The sequence below is a fragment of the Cedecea sp. VD22 genome, from assembly GCF_037150195.1.
GTDB lineage: Bacteria > Pseudomonadota > Gammaproteobacteria > Enterobacterales > Enterobacteriaceae > Cedecea.
Map to the genome: position 1 here is coordinate 776,607 of NZ_JBBCPX010000001.1, position 16,703 is coordinate 793,309.

The window sequence follows — 16,703 nt, forward strand, 5'->3', positions numbered from 1 at the left end:
TTTTCGGGGCAGTAACTTAGAACGCGTAGTTGAAGTTAGCGCCGTACAGCCAGGCTTTACCTTCAGATTTGAAGGAGTACGGGTACTCTTCAATGTTCACTTTCTGACCGTGCATGTAGGAAACGCCTACGTCCACAGACGCGTCTTTGTTGAACGCATAGGTGGTACCGGCGCTCAGCCACAGGCGGTCCTGGTCCGGAATGGAGATAGAACGCTTGTTAGCCGGCACCGGGCTGTCATCGAACGCGATACCGGTACGGAACGTCCAGTTGTCGTCCATATAGTAGGTGGTACCCAGCGCGATGCGGTAAGCATCCCGGAAGCCTTCATCTTTATAGAACAGCTTCTGGCCGTTGCTGTCTTTCGCTTTCAGCTCCTGGAACTGGCTCCAGCTGGTGTAGGTCAGGCTATAGTGGATGGCCCATTTAGGCGCCACTTTGTTATAACCGGACAGTTCCCACATCTCAGGCAGATACAGGTTCAGAGAGCCTGGAATAGTCGCACCGCCCGTGCCGACAGGAATGTTGTTTGCGGACAGGATACCGGAGAGTGCCGGTGGCAAAGCACTTGATGGTGGCAGGCTGCTCTTATAGTCGCCGTCGAAGTCAATTTTCACTTCAGAGCGGTAGGTGAAGCCGTAGCGGTTGTCTTTATCAATTTCATACAGGATCCCAGCGTTCCAGCCGAAGCCCCATTTGTCACCCTTCAGATGGGCGATTTGGGTATCTGCAGGGATAGATCCGAGCAGACCTTTATAAGCTGCTGGAACTTTTGGATTTGCCGCCAGAATTTGTGGCAGATCGCCCGCATAGCGCTCAATCTTCGCTTTAGCATACACCGCGTCGAAACCGAGGCCGAAGCTCCAGTTGCTGTTCAGGCGGTAGGCGCCGCTCAGGTTCATGTTCAGGGTCGTCAGGTCGGTGGTACCGCCCATCGAGCCCGCTGCGTAGCTGTCATTATACTCGGTGGCCAGGCCGTAGTTGGAGGTGACGGACGCACCCCAGCCAAACTGGTCGTTGATCGGCGCCACAAAGTGCAGGTTAGGGACCCATGCGGTTGGCGCGATGTTTTTCGCATCCAGGCTTTTGCCTGACGGCGAACGGCCAGAGATATCAACGTCCGGGTCAACGAAGATAGCACCAGCGGAGAAAGAAGGGCGATCGAACATCATGATGGTAGCGGGGTTGCGGCTTGCTGAACCCGCATTATCCGCAACTGCACCTTCCCCCGAATACGCTCGGCCAAGGCCAGAGGAAGAGAACTCGTTTAATTGAAAGCCGGCGGCGTACGCCTGGGAGGAGACTATTGCCACTGCAACCGCGAGGGCTGACTTTGTAAACAGGTTTTTCTGGCTCATGACCAAAACCTCATTGATTTATTTTTATGCAAACAATGTTACATACCGTAACAGGAGCGCGAATAGTAGGGACTGATCGGGTACAGAGAAATCAGACCAGTGGCGAGAGTATAGGTCTGACCAGCGAGGATGTTGCAAGTTTGTTTCTAAAGTTTTTCATGTTTGATCTTGAAAACGGGATCTGAGTGGCAAAATTGGGGGGAACTTCTCATCAAAGCGGGGATGTTATTTGTTTTAGATCATTTTTAAGTGTGATTTCCGTCACTTGTCGGTTTTGTGAGGATTATCAACTGGAGCAGATGCAACGGCGGGCGTAAAATAGCCACAATTATTTTAACCATTCTCCTATTTTAAGCCGCATTACAGAGGAAAGCGTGATGAGTAAAAATACCGCCGATGAAACCCCGGTTTGCTGCTGCATTGATGTCGGTTCTATTATCGACAACACAGATTGCATCGCCTCCTACAGCCGTGTATTTACTAGCAAAACAGAAGCCGATGAAGTGCTGGCTGCGTTAACGGCTAAAGCCCGTGACGTTGAGTCTGAACCTTGCCAGATTACACCGCGCTACACCGAAGTCGCCGACGGCGTGCAGCTGGATATCGATTTCCAGTTTAGCTGCCAGGCTGAAACGATGATTTTCCAGCTCGGCCTGCGTTAAATTCCCGCTCTCTAATTCCCCCGTGTAAAGCGGGGGCGTTCATTTCGTTATGTAATAATTCGTGTCGCTTCTCCCATTTTTCTCGCCCGCTGGTTGGCTGGATGTGAATTTTTAGTTAAGACTGTGATCAGGTCAGACCACTTTTTGTCTGTATTCACTTTTTTTAGCAGGGGAGCGTTATGAGTCAGGCACTGCCGTTGATTACCCGTCAGGGCGATCGTATTGCCATTGTCAGTGGTTTACGCACGCCGTTTGCCCGTCAGGCCACGGCTTTTCATGGTATTCCCGCCGTCGATCTCGGCAATATGGTGGTGAGCGAGCTGATGGCCCGCAGCGAAGTGCCGCCCGAGGCGATTGAGCAACTGGTCTTTGGCCAGGTGGTACAAATGCCGGAAGCGCCAAACATTGCCCGTGAAATCGTGCTGGCGACCGGCATGAGCGTCCATACCGATGCCTACAGCGTCAGCCGTGCCTGCGCCACAAGTTTCCAGGCCGTTGCAAACGTAGCCGAAAGTTTGATGGCCGGCACCATTCGCGCCGGGATTGCAGGTGGCGCAGATTCTTCTTCCGTGCTGCCTATTGGCGTCAGCAAAAAGCTGGGCCGTACGCTGGTGGACGTGAACAAAGCGCGCACGCTTGGGCAGCGGCTGAAACTGTTTTCCAAATTACGTCCTCGCGATCTTTTGCCAGTTCCTCCCGCCGTGGCTGAATATTCTACCGGTCTGCGTATGGGGGATACCGCTGAGCAGATGGCGAAAACTCACGGCATCACTCGCGAACAGCAGGACGCGCTGGCACATCGTTCCCACGAGCGTGCCGCCCAGGCCTGGCAGGAAGGAAAGCTGGCCGATGAAGTGATGACGGCGTTTATTCCTCCCTATCGTCAGCCGTTCGCTGAAGATAACAACGTGCGTAAAGGCTCCAGCCTCGCCGATTATGCAAAACTCCGTCCGGCGTTTGACCGCAAGCACGGCACCGTGACCGCGGCTAACAGTACGCCGCTGACGGACGGCGCTGCGGCCGTGATCCTGATGACCGAATCCCGGGCAAAAGAGCTTGGCCTCAAGCCGCTCGGTTTCCTGCGCAGCTACGCGTTCACCGCCATTGATGTCTGGCAGGATATGCTGCTTGGCCCGGCGTGGGCGACGCCGCTGGCGCTTGAGCGCGCGGGCATTACGCTGAATGATTTGACCCTGTTTGATATGCACGAAGCCTTTGCCGCGCAGACGTTAGCCAACCTGAAAATGCTTTCCAGTGAAAACTTTGCCCGCAATGTGCTGGGCCGGGCTCACGCCACGGGCGAAGTCGATGACGCGAAATTTAACGTGCTGGGAGGGTCGATCGCCTACGGGCATCCGTTTGCGGCGACGGGCGCAAGGATGATTACCCAGACGCTGCATGAACTGCGTCGCCGCGGGGGAGGCTTTGGCCTCGTTACCGCGTGTGCGGCCGGTGGGCTTGGTGCGGCAATGGTTCTGGAGGTGGAGTGATGGCACAGCAAGGCGCATTCGATTTACACATCCGACTGGATAACGTTGCCGTAGTGACCATCGACGTTCCGGGCGAAAAAATGAATACCCTGAAGGCCGAATTTGGGGCGCAGGTACACAGCATTATTAAAAAGCTGCGCGACAACCCGAGCGTGCAGGGGCTGGTATTTATCTCCGGCAAACCGGACAACTTTATCGCCGGGGCCGACATCAACATGATAGGCGGCTGCAAAACGGCTGAAGAAGCCCAAGAGCTGGCGAGGCAGGGGCAGCAGATCATGGCAGAAATCGCCGCGCTGCCGATCCCGGTGGTGGCCGCGATTCACGGCGCCTGCCTGGGCGGCGGCCTGGAGATGGCGCTTGCCTGCCATGTCCGCATCTGTACCGATTCACCTAAAACGCTGCTTGGCCTGCCGGAAGTGCAACTGGGCCTGCTGCCGGGCTCGGGCGGCACTCAGCGTTTACCTCGCCTGATAGGCGTCAGCAATGCGCTGGACATGATTTTGACCGGCAAGCAGCTGCGCCCGCGTCAGGCCCTGAAGCTGGGGCTGGTGGATGACGTGGTGCCCGAATCTATTTTGCTTGAGGCCGCTGTTGAGCTGGCGCTTAAAGGGCGGAAACCTTCGCGTGAACTGCCGGTAAAAGAACGCGTACTCGCCGGGCCGCTGGGGCGCTCGCTCTTGTTCAGCATGGTCAGCAAGAAGACCGAAGAGAAGACGCAGGGCAATTACCCGGCAACGGGCCGCATTATCCAGGTTATCCGCACCGGGCTGGAGCAAGGGAGCAAAAGCGGCTATGAGGCCGAAGCCAAAGCGTTTGGTGAGCTGGCCATGTCTCCCGAATCTGCCGCTTTGCGCGGCCTGTTCTTTGCCAGTACGGAGCTGAAAAAAGAGTATGGCGGTGAAGCAAAGCCCGGCAAACTAAATTCTGTCGGCGTGCTGGGGGGGGGATTAATGGGCGGCGGGATCGCCTATGTGACGGCCACCAAAGGCAAGCTTCCGGTGCGCATTAAGGACATTAACAACGAAGGCATTAACCACGCGCTGAAATACAGCTGGGATCTGCTGGAGAAGAAAGTTCGTCGTCGCCATATGAAGCCTGCTGAGCGCCAGCGCGAACTGGCACGTATCTCCGGTGGAACCGATTACCACGGCTTTAGCCAGAGAGATATTGTGGTGGAAGCCGTGTTTGAAGATCTGGCGCTGAAGCAAAAAATGGTGGCTGAGGTTGAACAGTATGCCGCACCGCACACCGTTTTTGCCTCGAATACTTCTTCGCTGCCGATTGCCGATATTGCCGCTCAGGCAGCGCGCCCGCAGCAGGTTATTGGCCTGCATTTCTTCAGCCCTGTAGACAAAATGCCGCTGGTCGAAGTGATTCCTCATGCAGGGACTAGCGCGGAAACCATTTCCACGACCGTGCAGTTGGCGAAAAAACAGGGCAAAACGCCGATTGTGGTAGGCGACAGCGCCGGGTTTTACGTCAATCGCATTCTGGCGCCTTATGTTAATGAAGCGCTGCGCTGCCTCACGGAAGGTGAGCCGATCGAGCGTATTGACGATGCGCTGGTGAAGTTCGGTTTTCCGGTGGGGCCGGTACAATTGCTGGATGAGGTTGGGATAGACGTCGGCACGAAGATTATCCCGATTCTGCAGCAGGCTTTCGGCGATCGCTTTGCCGCGCCTGATACCGTGGATGCAATCTTGAAGGACGATCGCAAAGGAAGAAAAAATGGTCGCGGTTTCTATCTTTATCCTGCAAAAGGGCGTAAAAGCAAGAAACAGCCTGACACAGCGATTTACACGCTATTAGGCGTGACGCCGAACGGGCGTCAGACCCCGGAACACATCGCCGAGCGCTGCGTCATGATGATGCTCAACGAGGCCGCTCGCTGCCTCGATGAAGGTGTGGTCAGAAGCGCACGTGATGGCGATATTGGCGGCGTTTTCGGCATTGGTTTTCCGCCGTTTTTAGGCGGGCCGTTCAGGTATATGGACAGCCTGGGGGCCGCCGATGTGGTGGCAAAATTACAGCGTTTAGCGAGCCAGTACGGGGAGCGGTTCAGCCCCTGTGAAAGGCTGATTATTATGGCTGAACAACACCTTAGTTTCTGGTCCGCGTTGACGTCGCAGCCGGTGACCGAGCTTGACGAAGCGCTGAGCTAAAACCGGTAAATGTACGCTGCAAGGTCATTTTGTAAACAGATATTGACTATACTTGCAGCATTGAGGTAAAAGACAGCGTTTCATTCGATGTACGGATAAGGCACAATGCCCGGCTGCCGTGAACCCCACTTTTTCAGCGTGCGGGTTCAGGCGTTCCTGGTTAACAAAAGCGGTGCAATATGCAAGTTTTTATCATGCGTCACGGCGACGCAGCACTCGATGCTGCCAGCGACTCGGTTCGTCCCTTAACCCAATGTGGGTGTGATGAATCCCGTCTGATGGCGACCTGGTTAACGGGTCAAGTGGCAAGTATCGAACGTGTTCTGGTGAGCCCTTACCTGCGAGCTGAACAGACCCTGGACGTGGTGCGGGAAGCGCTGAACCTCCCGGAAAAAGAAGACATCCTGCCAGAGCTGCGGCCCTGCGGTGATGTAGGCCTGGTGGGGGATTACCTGCTGGCGCTGGCAAGTCAAGGTGTTGAATCTGCGCTGGTGGTTTCCCACCTGCCGCTCGTGGGTTATCTGGTTTCCGAGCTTTGCCCGGAAGAGGCTCCGCCGATGTTTACGACTTCGGCCATTGCCAACGTCACGCTGGACCCGGATTCCGGTAAAGGTGTGTTTAACTGGCAGATGAGCCCCTGCAACTTCAAGGTGGCTAAGGCTATCTGATTGCTGTGAGCATGAAAAAAAGAGTCGCGAACGCGGCTCTTTTTGCTTTTAAGGTGCTCAGGATTTTCCCCCTCACCCTAACCCTCTCCCCAAAGGGGCGAGGGGACTGCTCCCGATCGTTTTCCCCCTCCCCCTATGGGAGAGGGCCGGGGTGAGGGGAATCCCTTGCGCTGAGCTTATGGCAGCTCCGGCGGCTGCCACTCCTCAATCTCAATCAGCACCAGCAGCGCGGCATCGCCGCCGTACTCTTTCGGTGCCTGATGAAACGCCACAATATGCGGATGCTGCGCCAGCCAGAGCGGCGTTTGCTGCTTTAGGACGTGTTTACCGTGGCCGTGCATCACGCAGGCACAAAAAACATGCTCGCGGCGGCAGGCGGCTATCAGCGCGCCCAGCTCCTGTTTGGCCTGAAGCTGGGTCAGACCGTGCAAATCAAGAAATAGCTCCGGAGAATAATCCCCGCGACGCAGTTTCTTCAGTTCAAAATGACTCACGCCTTCGCGCACGTAGCGCATTGGCCCTTCGGTCGCCAGGCGTGGCTGAAACTCATCGGAAAAATAGTGGCTGGCATCAGCCTGCTCCTGCAGCAGACGCTTCACGGGCACTTCCGTTATTTTCTTGCGCACCGGGCGGTGGACAATCGTGTCCTGAGCCAGTTTTTTCGTGCCGCCCATCAGGCCGCGAAACAGCGCCTCATCTTCGGAACTGAGCGGTGATTTTTTTTTCATGTTTCTCTCATCTCGCATTCGCTTTGCGGCCAGTTTACCTGCTTTACCCGGCAGCAATAAAGAAAACGCAAATTTCGCGGCTTCCCGGCGTCGATGAATGCTGATTTGTCGCCTCCTTCATGGCAAACTAGCCGATTATTATTGAACTAGCGTGAGTCGCCTGCGGAGGGCACGTGGATAAAATTTTCGTCGATGAGGCAGTAAACGAGCTGCATACCATTCAGGACATGCTGCGCTGGTCGGTCAGCCGCTTTAGCGCCGCCAACATCTGGTATGGGCACGGCACCGACAATCCATGGGATGAAGCCGTTCAGCTGGTTCTGCCAAGTCTGTACCTGCCGCTGGATATTCCTGAAGACATGCGCACCGCGCGTCTGACCCCAAGCGAGCGTCACCGCATCGTCGAACGCGTGATTCGCCGCGTCAACGAACGTATTCCGGTTGCCTACCTGACCAATAAAGCCTGGTTCTGCGGCCACGAGTTCTACGTGGACGAACGTGTACTGGTGCCGCGCTCGCCGATTGGAGAGCTGATTAACAACCGCTTTGCCGGGATGATCGACCACGAGCCGCAGCACATTCTGGATATGTGCACCGGCAGCGGCTGCATCGGGATTGCCTGCGCCTATGAATTCCCGAATGCGGAAGTGGATATTGTTGATATTTCCCCTGACGCTATCGCCGTGGCCGAGCAGAACATTGCCGAGCACGGCCTGGACCACAACGTCACGCCGATTCGCTCTGACCTGTTCCGCGACCTGCCTAAAGTGCAGTACGACGTGATTGTGACGAACCCGCCGTATGTTGATGAAGAAGACATGGCGGATCTGCCGGGCGAATACCACTTCGAACCTGAGCTGGGCCTGGCGGCCGGCAGCGATGGTCTGAAGCTGGCTCGTCGTATTCTTGGCTGCGCGCCGGATTACCTGGCCGACGGCGGGATCCTGATTTGTGAAGTGGGGAACAGCATGGTACACCTGATGGAACAGTACCCGGAGGTGCCGTTCACCTGGCTTGAGTTCGACAACGGCGGCGACGGCGTATTTATGCTGACTAAAGCGCAGCTGATTGACGCTCGCGAGTACTTCAGTATCTACAAAGATTAATTGCCGAACGTAGACGAGCCTTCGGGCTCGTTTTACTTCCCGCGCACAACACAATAACTAGAACGGTGATTAAGGAGCCGTGATGGCTGGTAACAGTATTGGACAGGTTTTTCGCGTAACGACATTTGGTGAATCTCACGGCATCGCGCTGGGCTGCATTGTTGACGGCGTCCCGCCGGGCATCCCGCTGACGGAGGCCGACCTGCAGCACGATCTCGATCGCCGCCGTCCGGGCACCTCGCGCTACACCACTCAACGCCGTGAGCCTGACCAGGTCAAAATTCTCTCCGGCGTGTTTGAAGGCGTGACGACCGGCACGAGCATTGGCCTGCTGATTGAAAATACCGATCAGCGTTCCCAGGATTACAGCGCCATCAAAGACGTGTTCCGTCCGGGACACGCGGATTACACCTACGAACAAAAATACGGCCTGCGCGACTACCGCGGCGGCGGCCGTTCTTCTGCCCGTGAAACCGCCATGCGCGTTGCAGCGGGCGCCATTGCCAAGAAATACCTTGAGCAGAAATTCGGCATTAAAATTCGCGGCTGCCTGACGCAGATGGGCGATATTCCGCTGGAAATCAAAGACTGGGATCAGGTTGAGCAGAACCCGTTCTTCTGCCCGGACCCGGATAAAATCGACGCGCTGGACGAGCTGATGCGAGGCCTGAAAAAAGAGGGCGACTCCATCGGCGCGAAAGTGACCGTTGTGGCTGACAACGTGCCGCCGGGCCTCGGTGAGCCGGTCTTTGACCGCCTGGACGCAGACATTGCCCACGCGCTGATGAGTATCAACGCGGTGAAAGGCGTGGAAATTGGCGAAGGCTTCGGCGTGGTGAACCTGCGCGGCAGCCAGAACCGGGATGAAATCACCCAGCAAGGCTTCCAGAGCAACCACGCGGGCGGCATTCTGGGCGGCATCAGCAGCGGTCAGCAGATCGTGGCTAACATGGCCCTGAAACCAACTTCCAGCATTACCGTGCCGGGCAAAACCATTAATCGCGAAGGCGAAGAAGTGGAGATGATCACCCGCGGGCGTCACGATCCTTGCGTGGGGATCCGCGCTGTGCCGATCGCAGAAGCAATGCTGGCTATCGTGCTGATGGATCACCTGCTGCGCCAGCGCGCTCAGAACGCTGACGTTTCTTCCCCGCTGCCTCGCTGGTAAGACGATGAACAAACTCCTGATCGGGATGCTGGCGCTGGCCGCCAGCGCCCAGGCTCTAGCGGCGACGCCGTGGCAAAAAATCGACCACCCGATTGCCGGTAGCGCGCAGTCTATTGGCGCGTTTTCCAACGGCTGCATCGTCGGGGCTCACGCGTTGCCGCTTGAGGACGCCCGCTACCAGGTGATGCGCCCGGATCAGCGTCGCTACTTTGGTCATCCCGATCTGGTGATGTTTATTCAGCGCCTGAGTAATCAGGTAAATCAGCTCGGCCTGGGGACAGTGTTGATTGGTGACATGGGCATGGCGGCAGGCGGGCGTTTTAGCTCCGGCCACGCCAGCCATCAGACCGGGCTTGATGTCGACATTTTCCTGCAACTGCCAAAAACTCGCTGGACGTCGGCGCAATTGCTGCGCCCTCAGGCTTTGGATTTGGTTGCTGCCGACGGCAAGCGCGTGGTGCCTTCGCTGTGGAAACCGGAAATCGACAGCCTGATTAAGCTCGCGGCTAAAGATAACGAGGTGACGCGCATCTTCGTGAACCCGGCTATTAAGCAGCGGCTTTGCGAAGATGCGGGCGCTGACCGCGACTGGCTGCGTAAGGTGCGCCCGTGGTTTGCCCACCGCGCCCACATGCACGTTCGCCTGCGCTGCCCGGCTAACAGCCTTGAGTGTGAGGATCAGCCTCTGCCTCCTCCGGGAGACGGCTGCGGGGCCGAGCTGCAAAGCTGGTTCGCGCCGCCTGCACCGGGCAGCACGCCGCCGAAAAAGACAACGCCACCGCCGCTACCCGCCTCCTGTCAGGCATTACTGGATGAGCACGCTCTGTAAATGGAATGGTTTATGGTTTCCCCGCTGCTGCTGCTGGCGCTGTTTTTTGTCGCCATGCTGGCCGGGTTTATTGATGCCCTTGCGGGCGGCGGCGGGTTACTGACGGTCCCTGCTTTGCTGGCGGTAGGCATGTCTCCGGCTCAGGCCCTGGCAACCAACAAGCTACAGGCCTGCGGCGGCTCGGTTTCAGCCTCTCTCTATTTCATTCGCCGCAAGGTGGTCAGCCTTGCCGATCAGAAGCTCAATATTCTGATGACCTTTATCGGCTCTACGTGCGGCGCATTGCTGGTGCAGCACGTGAAGTCCGATATTTTGCGCCAGATCCTGCCGCTGCTGATTATCGGCATCGGGCTCTATTTCCTGCTGATGCCAAAGCTCGGAGAAGAAGACCGGCAGCGCCGCCTGCACGGTTTGCCGTTCGCGTTAATTGCCGGGGGCTGCGTCGGTTTTTATGATGGCTTCTTTGGCCCCGGCGCCGGGTCGTTTTACGCGCTGGCCTTTGTGACGCTTTGCGGCTTCAACCTCGCCAAATCCACCGCCCACGCGAAAGTCCTGAACGCCACCTCCAATCTTGGCGGGCTGCTGCTGTTTATCATCGGCGGCAAGGTGATTTGGGGCACCGGCTTTGTGATGATGGCCGGGCAATTTTTAGGGGCGAGGGCGGGTTCGCGCCTCGTCTTAAGTAAAGGGCAGCAGCTGATTCGCCCAATGATTGTCGTTGTTTCGGCGGTAATGAGCGCCAAGCTGCTGTATGACAGCCACGGACCGGAAATTCTCCATTGGTTAGGGATAGCCTGAAATGAATGATGTCACTATGAGCAAACAACACCATTACCAGGAACTGATTGACGTGTTCGATAGCTGCTTCCTGGCAGAGTTTAATACCCGCTTGATCAAGGGCGATGACGAGCCTATTTATCTGCCTGCGGATGACGAATTGCCGTATAACCGCATCGTCTTCGCGCACGGCTATTACGCCAGCGGAATGCATGAGATTTCTCACTGGTGCGTGGCGGGCGCAGAGCGCCGCAAGCTGGTGGACTTCGGTTACTGGTATTGCCCGGACGGGCGAGACGCCGAAACCCAGGGCAAGTTCGAAGATGTGGAAGTGAAGCCGCAGGCGCTGGAGTGGATGCTCAGCACCGCCGCGGGCTTCCCGTTTAACGTCAGCTGCGACAACCTGAGCGGCGATTTTGAGCCTGACCGCATTGCGTTTCAGCGCCGGGTTCATGCCCAGGTTATGACTTATCTGAAAGACGGGATCCCCGAGCGCCCGGCTCGTTTGATTGACGCGCTAAGGGCGTATTATGGCACCCCTGCGCTCGAAGCCGGGCAGTTTGCCTGGCCAGAAGACCTAAACTAAAAATCACCTGTATGAAGAGGATGTATGATGATCGCGGAATTTGAGTCACGTATTTTGGCGTTGATTGATGAGATGGTGGAGCACGCCAGTGACGACGACCTGTTTGCCAGCGGTTATCTGCGTGGGCACCTGACTCTGGCGGTAGCCGAACTGGAAAACGGCGACGACCATACGCCAGACGCGCTGCATGTGGTGGTGAGCGATAGCCTGCAAAAGGCGATTCAGGCCGGTGAGCTTTCCCCGCGCGACCAGGCGCTGGTGTTGGGCATGTGGGAAACGCTTTTCGAGAAGGCGAAGTTTTAACCCTCACCCTAACCCTCTCCCTAAAAGGGAGAGGGGATAAAAGCGTTACAGAGAAGCTGATGAGGGGAACATCACTTCACCGCTTTTCCTTTCAATAGCTTCCTTACCCAAAGCCGATTCGGGTTCAGCGCCGCGAGCGTGACTGCATCCAGCGGAATAGGTTCTTCACTCATCTGCGCTGCCAGAATCTCAGAAGCCAGCGGCGCGCTACACAGCCCGCGTGAGCCCAATGCACCCAGCATATAAAGATTGCCGTAAACCGGTGCAGGCTCTGCGTTTGCACGATCCTCGGCCAGCCCGATATATTGCTCAAGCGTGGCGTCATAATCTGGCACACTGCCCACCATTGGAAGGTGGTCGCGTGAAGCGCAGCGCACGCCGCAGCGGGCTTCGTTGGCTGAAACGTCCACTTCTTTTGCCCATTCTGCATTCGGCAGACAGTCGAGCAGGCGCTGGCGATTATGCTGCTGATCTTCTGCATTCCAGGTCATTTCATCCTGGCCACGGTGATAGCTGGCGCCAATACAATGCTGCTGGTTGTGCGGGTTGACCGGCGTCAGATAGCCGTCGTAGCACAGCACCTGGCGGAGCTGGCTTAATCCCGGCGTGGTAGGAATATGGCTAACCTGGCCGCCGACCGAGTAAACAGGCAGGTTCTGAGTTTGAGAAAACTGACTTATTTGATGTCCGTTGGCCAGCACGACGGCGGCATGCTGGGCGGTATCCTGCTGAGCAAAATCTATCTTCCAGCCGCCTTTCGCGGCCGTTAAGTCGGTCACCCGGTATCCATAATGAATCTTCAACCCTTGCTGTTCGGCTAGCGCAAGAGCGCCGGCGGTAAGCTGTGCCGGGTAGAGCCAGCCGCCCAGCGGATAGCTGATGCCACCGCACTGCGTGTCAACGCCACAGGTTTCCGCCACCGTTTCAGCATCCACCGCCTTCGCCAGTAAGTCTGGCAGGTTCAGGCCGAGCATCTGTTCGATTTTATGGGCGCTTTTTTCATCCCAGGCGAGCTGGGTTACGCCGCACCAGGCATGATCAAAAGTTACCGGAAGGGCATCGTACAGTCGGCGCGCGAAGGTGAAGGCCGCCGGGAAAAAGGTGGTTAGCGCCGCATCATGCGCGGTTAGCAGCGGGTAAAGTGCGCCCTGACGGTTGCCGGATGCGCCCTGGGCTGGGGCTTCATCCTCGCAATACAGGGTGACCTTCCAGCCTCGACGCAGCAGCGCCAGGGCGAGCAGGGCGCTGGCAATGCCGCCGCCAATAATCGCGGTTTCACGTTCACTTGTGCCAGGGCGAGCGTACCAGGGGGTGCGGGCAGGAGTATCCACGGGCTGTTGTAGAGATCCAACTAGCATTTCGCGTTTGCGGCCAAACCCTTTGCTGCGTGTCACGGTGAAGCCCGCTTCAATTAAGCCACGGCGTACAAAGCCTGCGGAAGTAAAGGTCGCCAGCGTGCCCCCAGGGCGAGCCATGCGAACCATGGCCTGGAAGAGCTGCTGCGTCCACATATCCGGGTTTTTGGAGGGCGCGAAGCCATCCAGGAACCAGGCATCGACCTGCTGATTAAGGGTGTCATCTAACTGAGATATCAGCTCGTTAATATCGCCAAACCACAGGTCAAGCGTGATGCGGCCATTGTCCAGCAGCAGGCGGTGGCAGCCGGGAATCGGCAGCGGCCATTGTTGCTGAAGCTCGGTGGCGAAGCGACTGAGCTCTGGCCAGTGCTGATGGGCCAGCGCCAGATCGGCGGCGGTCAGGGGAAATTTTTCAAAACTGATAAAATGCAGCCGTTTTAAGCAGGCATCTTCACGTTTCACACAAAATTCATCGAACGCCTGCCATAAAGTCAAAAAGTTAAGGCCGGTACCAAACCCACTTTCTGCGACCACAAAAAGCGGTCTTTCGTGGGTTGCAAAGCGTTCAGGGAGATGGTTTCCGCCGAGGAAGACGTATCGCGTCTCTTCCAGTCCGTTATCGTTAGAGAAGTAAACGTCGTCAAAATCTCGGGATACAGGTGTACCTTCTTCGTTAAAACCGAGGTTGGCGGATTGTATAGGGGAATGTTTCACGTAAGTTGCTCGTCTGACAGGCAGTGGCACGATCATAACGGCGTGAGCGGAGCGGCGCAAATTTCCGCACAATTTGGCTGATCGGACTTGTTCGGCTTACAACTGTACGCTATTGTGCGACACGAAATCCTACATAGTGCAGTGAACGAGGTATTTGAATGAAACGTGCAGTGATTACTGGCCTGGGCATTGTTTCCAGCATTGGTAATAACCAGCAGGAAGTCCTGGCATCTCTGCGAGAAGGACGCTCAGGGATCACTTTCTCGGAAGAGTTTAAAGACGCGGGAATGCGTAGCCACATCTGGGGTAACGTCAAGCTGGATACCACTGGTTTGATTGACCGTAAAGTGGTTCGTTTCATGAACGATGCCTCTATCTATGCCTATCTCTCCATGCGTGAAGCGATTGCCGATGCAGGCCTGAGCGAAGAGGTTTACCAGAACAACCCACGCGTTGGTCTGATTGCCGGTTCCGGCGGCTCTTCTAAAGCGCAGGTCTTTGGTGCTGACGCCATGCGTAGCCCGCGTGGCCTGAAAGCCGTGGGTCCTTACGTGGTGACCAAAGCCATGGGCTCTGCGGTTTCCGCTTGCCTTGCAACGCCGTTCAAAATTCATGGGGTGAACTACTCCATCAGCTCCGCCTGTGCAACTTCCGCCCACTGTATCGGTAACGCGGTAGAGCAGATTCAGCTCGGTAAACAAGACATCGTCTTTGCCGGCGGCGGCGAAGAGCTGGGCTGGGAAATGGCGTGTGAGTTTGATGCGATGGGCGCGCTGTCCACCAAGTACAACGAAACGCCAGAAAAAGCTTCCCGTACCTATGACGCGCACCGCGACGGCTTCGTCATTGCAGGCGGCGGCGGTATGGTTGTGGTTGAAGAACTGGAACACGCTCTGGCTCGTGGCGCACACATCTATGCTGAAATCGTTGGCTACGGCGCAACGTCTGACGGCGCGGACATGGTTGCCCCATCCGGTGAAGGCGCGGTGCGCTGCATGAAGATGGCGATGCACGGCGTTGATACCCCAATCGACTACCTGAACTCCCACGGTACTTCTACTCCGGTAGGCGACGTGAAAGAGCTGGGTGCGATTCGTGAAGTGTTCGCCGATCGCAGCCCGGCGATCTCTGCGACCAAAGCCATGACCGGCCACTCTCTGGGCGCCGCGGGCGTACAGGAAGCCATCTATTCTCTGCTGATGCTTGAACACGGCTTCATCGCGCCAAGCATTAACGTGGAAGAGCTGGACGAACAGGCTGCTGGCCTGAACATCGTCACTAAAGCGACGGATGCAGCGCTGACCACCGTGATGTCCAACAGCTTCGGCTTCGGCGGCACTAACGCCACGCTGGTGATGCGTAAGCTGAACGCTTAATCGCCATAATCATTCGGAATGGGGCACCTGCGGGGGCCCCATTTTTTTGCCCATTGTTCAGCATTGACAGTCGGTTAACCGAAAGGCACTATGCATTCCCCTCCATTATCATTATTGATAATGCGTAAGCGTTTAACGTTAACCAACGCACCCTGTCATCTGAACACTCAGAGGAAAGGGCGCGGGGTAACTTGCGCCTTGCTCTGAATTTATGGAGTAAGCAGTATGTCTGCAGTACCTGATTCCACTCTTAAAACGTCGAAATCGGCAAATACGTCGCTTTTCAGAATTACTTTTGCGGTCTTTCTGACCTATATGACGGTGGGCCTGCCGCTGCCCGTTATCCCGCTTTTTGTTCACCAGCAGTTGGGCTACGGCAACATGATGGTTGGCGTGGCGGTGGGCATTCAGTTTCTCGCCACCGTATTGACCCGGGGTTACGCGGGGCGACTCGCCGACCAGATGGGCGCTAAACGCTCCGTCCTGCAAGGGATGTTTGCCTGCGGACTGGCGGGCGCTGCCTACCTGCTCGCCGCGCTATTGCCGGTAGAGCCAGCGGTGAAGTTTGCCTTGCTGATCGTTGGGCGGTTGATTCTTGGCTTCGGCGAAAGCCAGCTGCTGACCGGCAACCTGACCTGGGGACTGGGGCTGGTTGGCCCTGGGCGTTCGGGTAAGGTGATGTCCTGGAATGGGATGGCGATTTATGGCGCGCTGGCTGCCGGTGCACCGCTGGGGTTGATGCTTAACAGCCAGTGGGGTTTTGTGGCGCTGGGCGTGACAACCATTGCTTTGCCGCTGATTGGGCTGCTGTTTAACGGCACCGTGAAACCTGTCCCGGCCCATAAAGGCGAGCGGCCTTCGTTATTGACTGTGATCGGACTTATCTGGCAGCCGGGGCTGGGTCTCGCGCTGCAGGGCGTCGGCTTTGCGGTTATCGGCACCTTTGTTTCGCTCTATTTTGCCGCAAACGGCTGGGCCCATGCAGGCTTCACGTTGACGGCTTTTGGCGGCGCTTTCGTACTGGTGCGCGTGCTGTTTGGCTGGATGCCCGATCGCTACGGCGGCGTGCGCGTGGCGCTGTTTTCCCTTGCGGTTGAAACCGTGGGCTTGCTGCTGCTCTGGCACGCGCCTGGAGCCTGGACCGCGCTGCTGGGTGCGGCGCTGACCGGCTGCGGTTGTTCGCTTATATTCCCCGCGCTTGGCGTTGAAGTGGTTAAGCGTGTTCCGCCTCAGGTGCGCGGCACGGCGCTGGGCGGCTATGCTGCTTTCCAGGATATTTCATACGGTGTCACCGGGCCGCTGACCGGAATTCTGGCAACGTCTATGGGCTATTCGTCGGTGTTTATGGCCGGGGCCGTTTCTGCGGTGCTGGGGATTGCCGTGACGCTGGTGGCGTTCAGGAAGTAGGTTTGCTTG

15 protein-coding genes are annotated in these 16,703 nt (G+C 56.9%); 12 read left to right on the forward strand and 3 right to left on the reverse strand.

Going from position 1 to position 16,703, the window contains the following annotated elements:
• Positions 1 to 16 precede the first annotated feature (16 nt).
• Positions 17 to 1,357, reverse strand: a complete 1,341-nt coding sequence (gene fadL / locus WFK85_RS03745) for a long-chain fatty acid transporter FadL (protein ID WP_166990856.1) — start codon at positions 1,355 to 1,357, stop codon at positions 17 to 19.
• Positions 1,358 to 1,734: 377 nt separating this feature from the next.
• Here fadL and WFK85_RS03750 point away from each other — a divergent pair, with 377 nt between their 5' ends.
• The 4 genes from WFK85_RS03750 (at position 1,735) to sixA (ending at position 6,342) form a co-directional block, all read left to right on the forward strand.
• The gene (locus WFK85_RS03750; protein ID WP_008459678.1) at positions 1,735 to 2,019 is read left to right on the forward strand and encodes a YfcZ/YiiS family protein; all 285 of its coding nucleotides are present in this window, start codon (positions 1,735 to 1,737) and stop codon (positions 2,017 to 2,019) included.
• Positions 2,020 to 2,198: 179 nt separating this feature from the next.
• The gene (gene fadI, locus WFK85_RS03755) at positions 2,199 to 3,509 is read left to right on the forward strand and encodes an acetyl-CoA C-acyltransferase FadI (RefSeq protein ID WP_008459679.1); all 1,311 of its coding nucleotides are present in this window, start codon (positions 2,199 to 2,201) and stop codon (positions 3,507 to 3,509) included.
• Complete coding sequence (gene fadJ / locus WFK85_RS03760; protein WP_336706881.1) at positions 3,509 to 5,674, forward strand: fatty acid oxidation complex subunit alpha FadJ; 2,166 nt, start codon at positions 3,509 to 3,511, stop codon at positions 5,672 to 5,674. Before fadI ends, fadJ begins: the two co-directional genes overlap by 1 nt.
• A gap of 179 nt (positions 5,675 to 5,853) precedes the next feature.
• The gene (gene sixA / locus WFK85_RS03765) at positions 5,854 to 6,342 is read left to right on the forward strand and encodes a phosphohistidine phosphatase SixA (protein ID WP_008459681.1); all 489 of its coding nucleotides are present in this window, start codon (positions 5,854 to 5,856) and stop codon (positions 6,340 to 6,342) included.
• 176 nt (positions 6,343 to 6,518) lie between these two features.
• Here the strand turns inward: sixA and smrB are convergent, their stop codons facing one another.
• On the reverse strand, positions 6,519 to 7,070 hold the full coding sequence (smrB, locus tag WFK85_RS03770; RefSeq protein ID WP_008459682.1) for an endonuclease SmrB: 552 nt from the start codon (positions 7,068 to 7,070) through the stop codon (positions 6,519 to 6,521).
• Positions 7,071 to 7,243: 173 nt separating this feature from the next.
• Here smrB and prmB point away from each other — a divergent pair, with 173 nt between their 5' ends.
• From prmB to WFK85_RS03800, 6 genes are all read left to right on the forward strand, one after another.
• A complete protein-coding gene (prmB, locus tag WFK85_RS03775; RefSeq protein WP_008459683.1) occupies positions 7,244 to 8,176 on the forward strand; it encodes a 50S ribosomal protein L3 N(5)-glutamine methyltransferase in 933 nt (310 codons plus the stop codon).
• A gap of 82 nt (positions 8,177 to 8,258) precedes the next feature.
• Positions 8,259 to 9,344, forward strand: coding sequence for a chorismate synthase (gene aroC / locus WFK85_RS03780; RefSeq protein ID WP_008459684.1), 1,086 nt, complete (start codon positions 8,259 to 8,261; stop codon positions 9,342 to 9,344).
• Positions 9,345 to 9,348: 4 nt separating this feature from the next.
• The gene (mepA, locus tag WFK85_RS03785; protein ID WP_008459685.1) at positions 9,349 to 10,173 is read left to right on the forward strand and encodes a penicillin-insensitive murein endopeptidase; all 825 of its coding nucleotides are present in this window, start codon (positions 9,349 to 9,351) and stop codon (positions 10,171 to 10,173) included.
• Positions 10,174 to 10,971 carry a sulfite exporter TauE/SafE family protein gene (locus WFK85_RS03790; RefSeq protein WP_008459687.1) on the forward strand — a complete coding sequence of 266 codons (798 nt, stop codon included), beginning with the start codon at positions 10,174 to 10,176 and terminating at the stop codon, positions 10,969 to 10,971.
• Positions 10,972 to 10,987: 16 nt separating this feature from the next.
• A complete protein-coding gene (locus WFK85_RS03795) occupies positions 10,988 to 11,536 on the forward strand; it encodes an elongation factor P hydroxylase (RefSeq protein ID WP_008459689.1) in 549 nt (182 codons plus the stop codon).
• Between the two features lie 27 nt (positions 11,537 to 11,563).
• A complete protein-coding gene (locus tag WFK85_RS03800; RefSeq protein WP_008459691.1) occupies positions 11,564 to 11,839 on the forward strand; it encodes a YfcL family protein in 276 nt (91 codons plus the stop codon).
• 71 nt (positions 11,840 to 11,910) lie between these two features.
• On the opposite strand, the gene mnmC is transcribed toward WFK85_RS03800, so the two are convergent.
• The gene (gene mnmC / locus WFK85_RS03805) at positions 11,911 to 13,911 is read right to left on the reverse strand and encodes a bifunctional tRNA (5-methylaminomethyl-2-thiouridine)(34)-methyltransferase MnmD/FAD-dependent 5-carboxymethylaminomethyl-2-thiouridine(34) oxidoreductase MnmC (protein WP_336706885.1); all 2,001 of its coding nucleotides are present in this window, start codon (positions 13,909 to 13,911) and stop codon (positions 11,911 to 11,913) included.
• A 158-nt stretch (positions 13,912 to 14,069) separates the two neighbouring features.
• Between mnmC and fabB the strand changes: the two genes are divergently transcribed.
• Both fabB and WFK85_RS03815 read left to right on the forward strand, forming a co-directional pair.
• Positions 14,070 to 15,287: a beta-ketoacyl-ACP synthase I gene (gene fabB / locus WFK85_RS03810; RefSeq protein ID WP_008459695.1), complete on the forward strand. Its 1,218-nt coding sequence runs from the start codon at positions 14,070 to 14,072 to the stop codon at positions 15,285 to 15,287.
• Positions 15,288 to 15,512: 225 nt separating this feature from the next.
• Entirely contained in the window at positions 15,513 to 16,694 is a 1,182-nt protein-coding gene (locus WFK85_RS03815; protein WP_008459697.1) for an MFS transporter, read from the forward strand.
• The last annotated feature ends 9 nt before the right edge of the window (positions 16,695 to 16,703 follow it).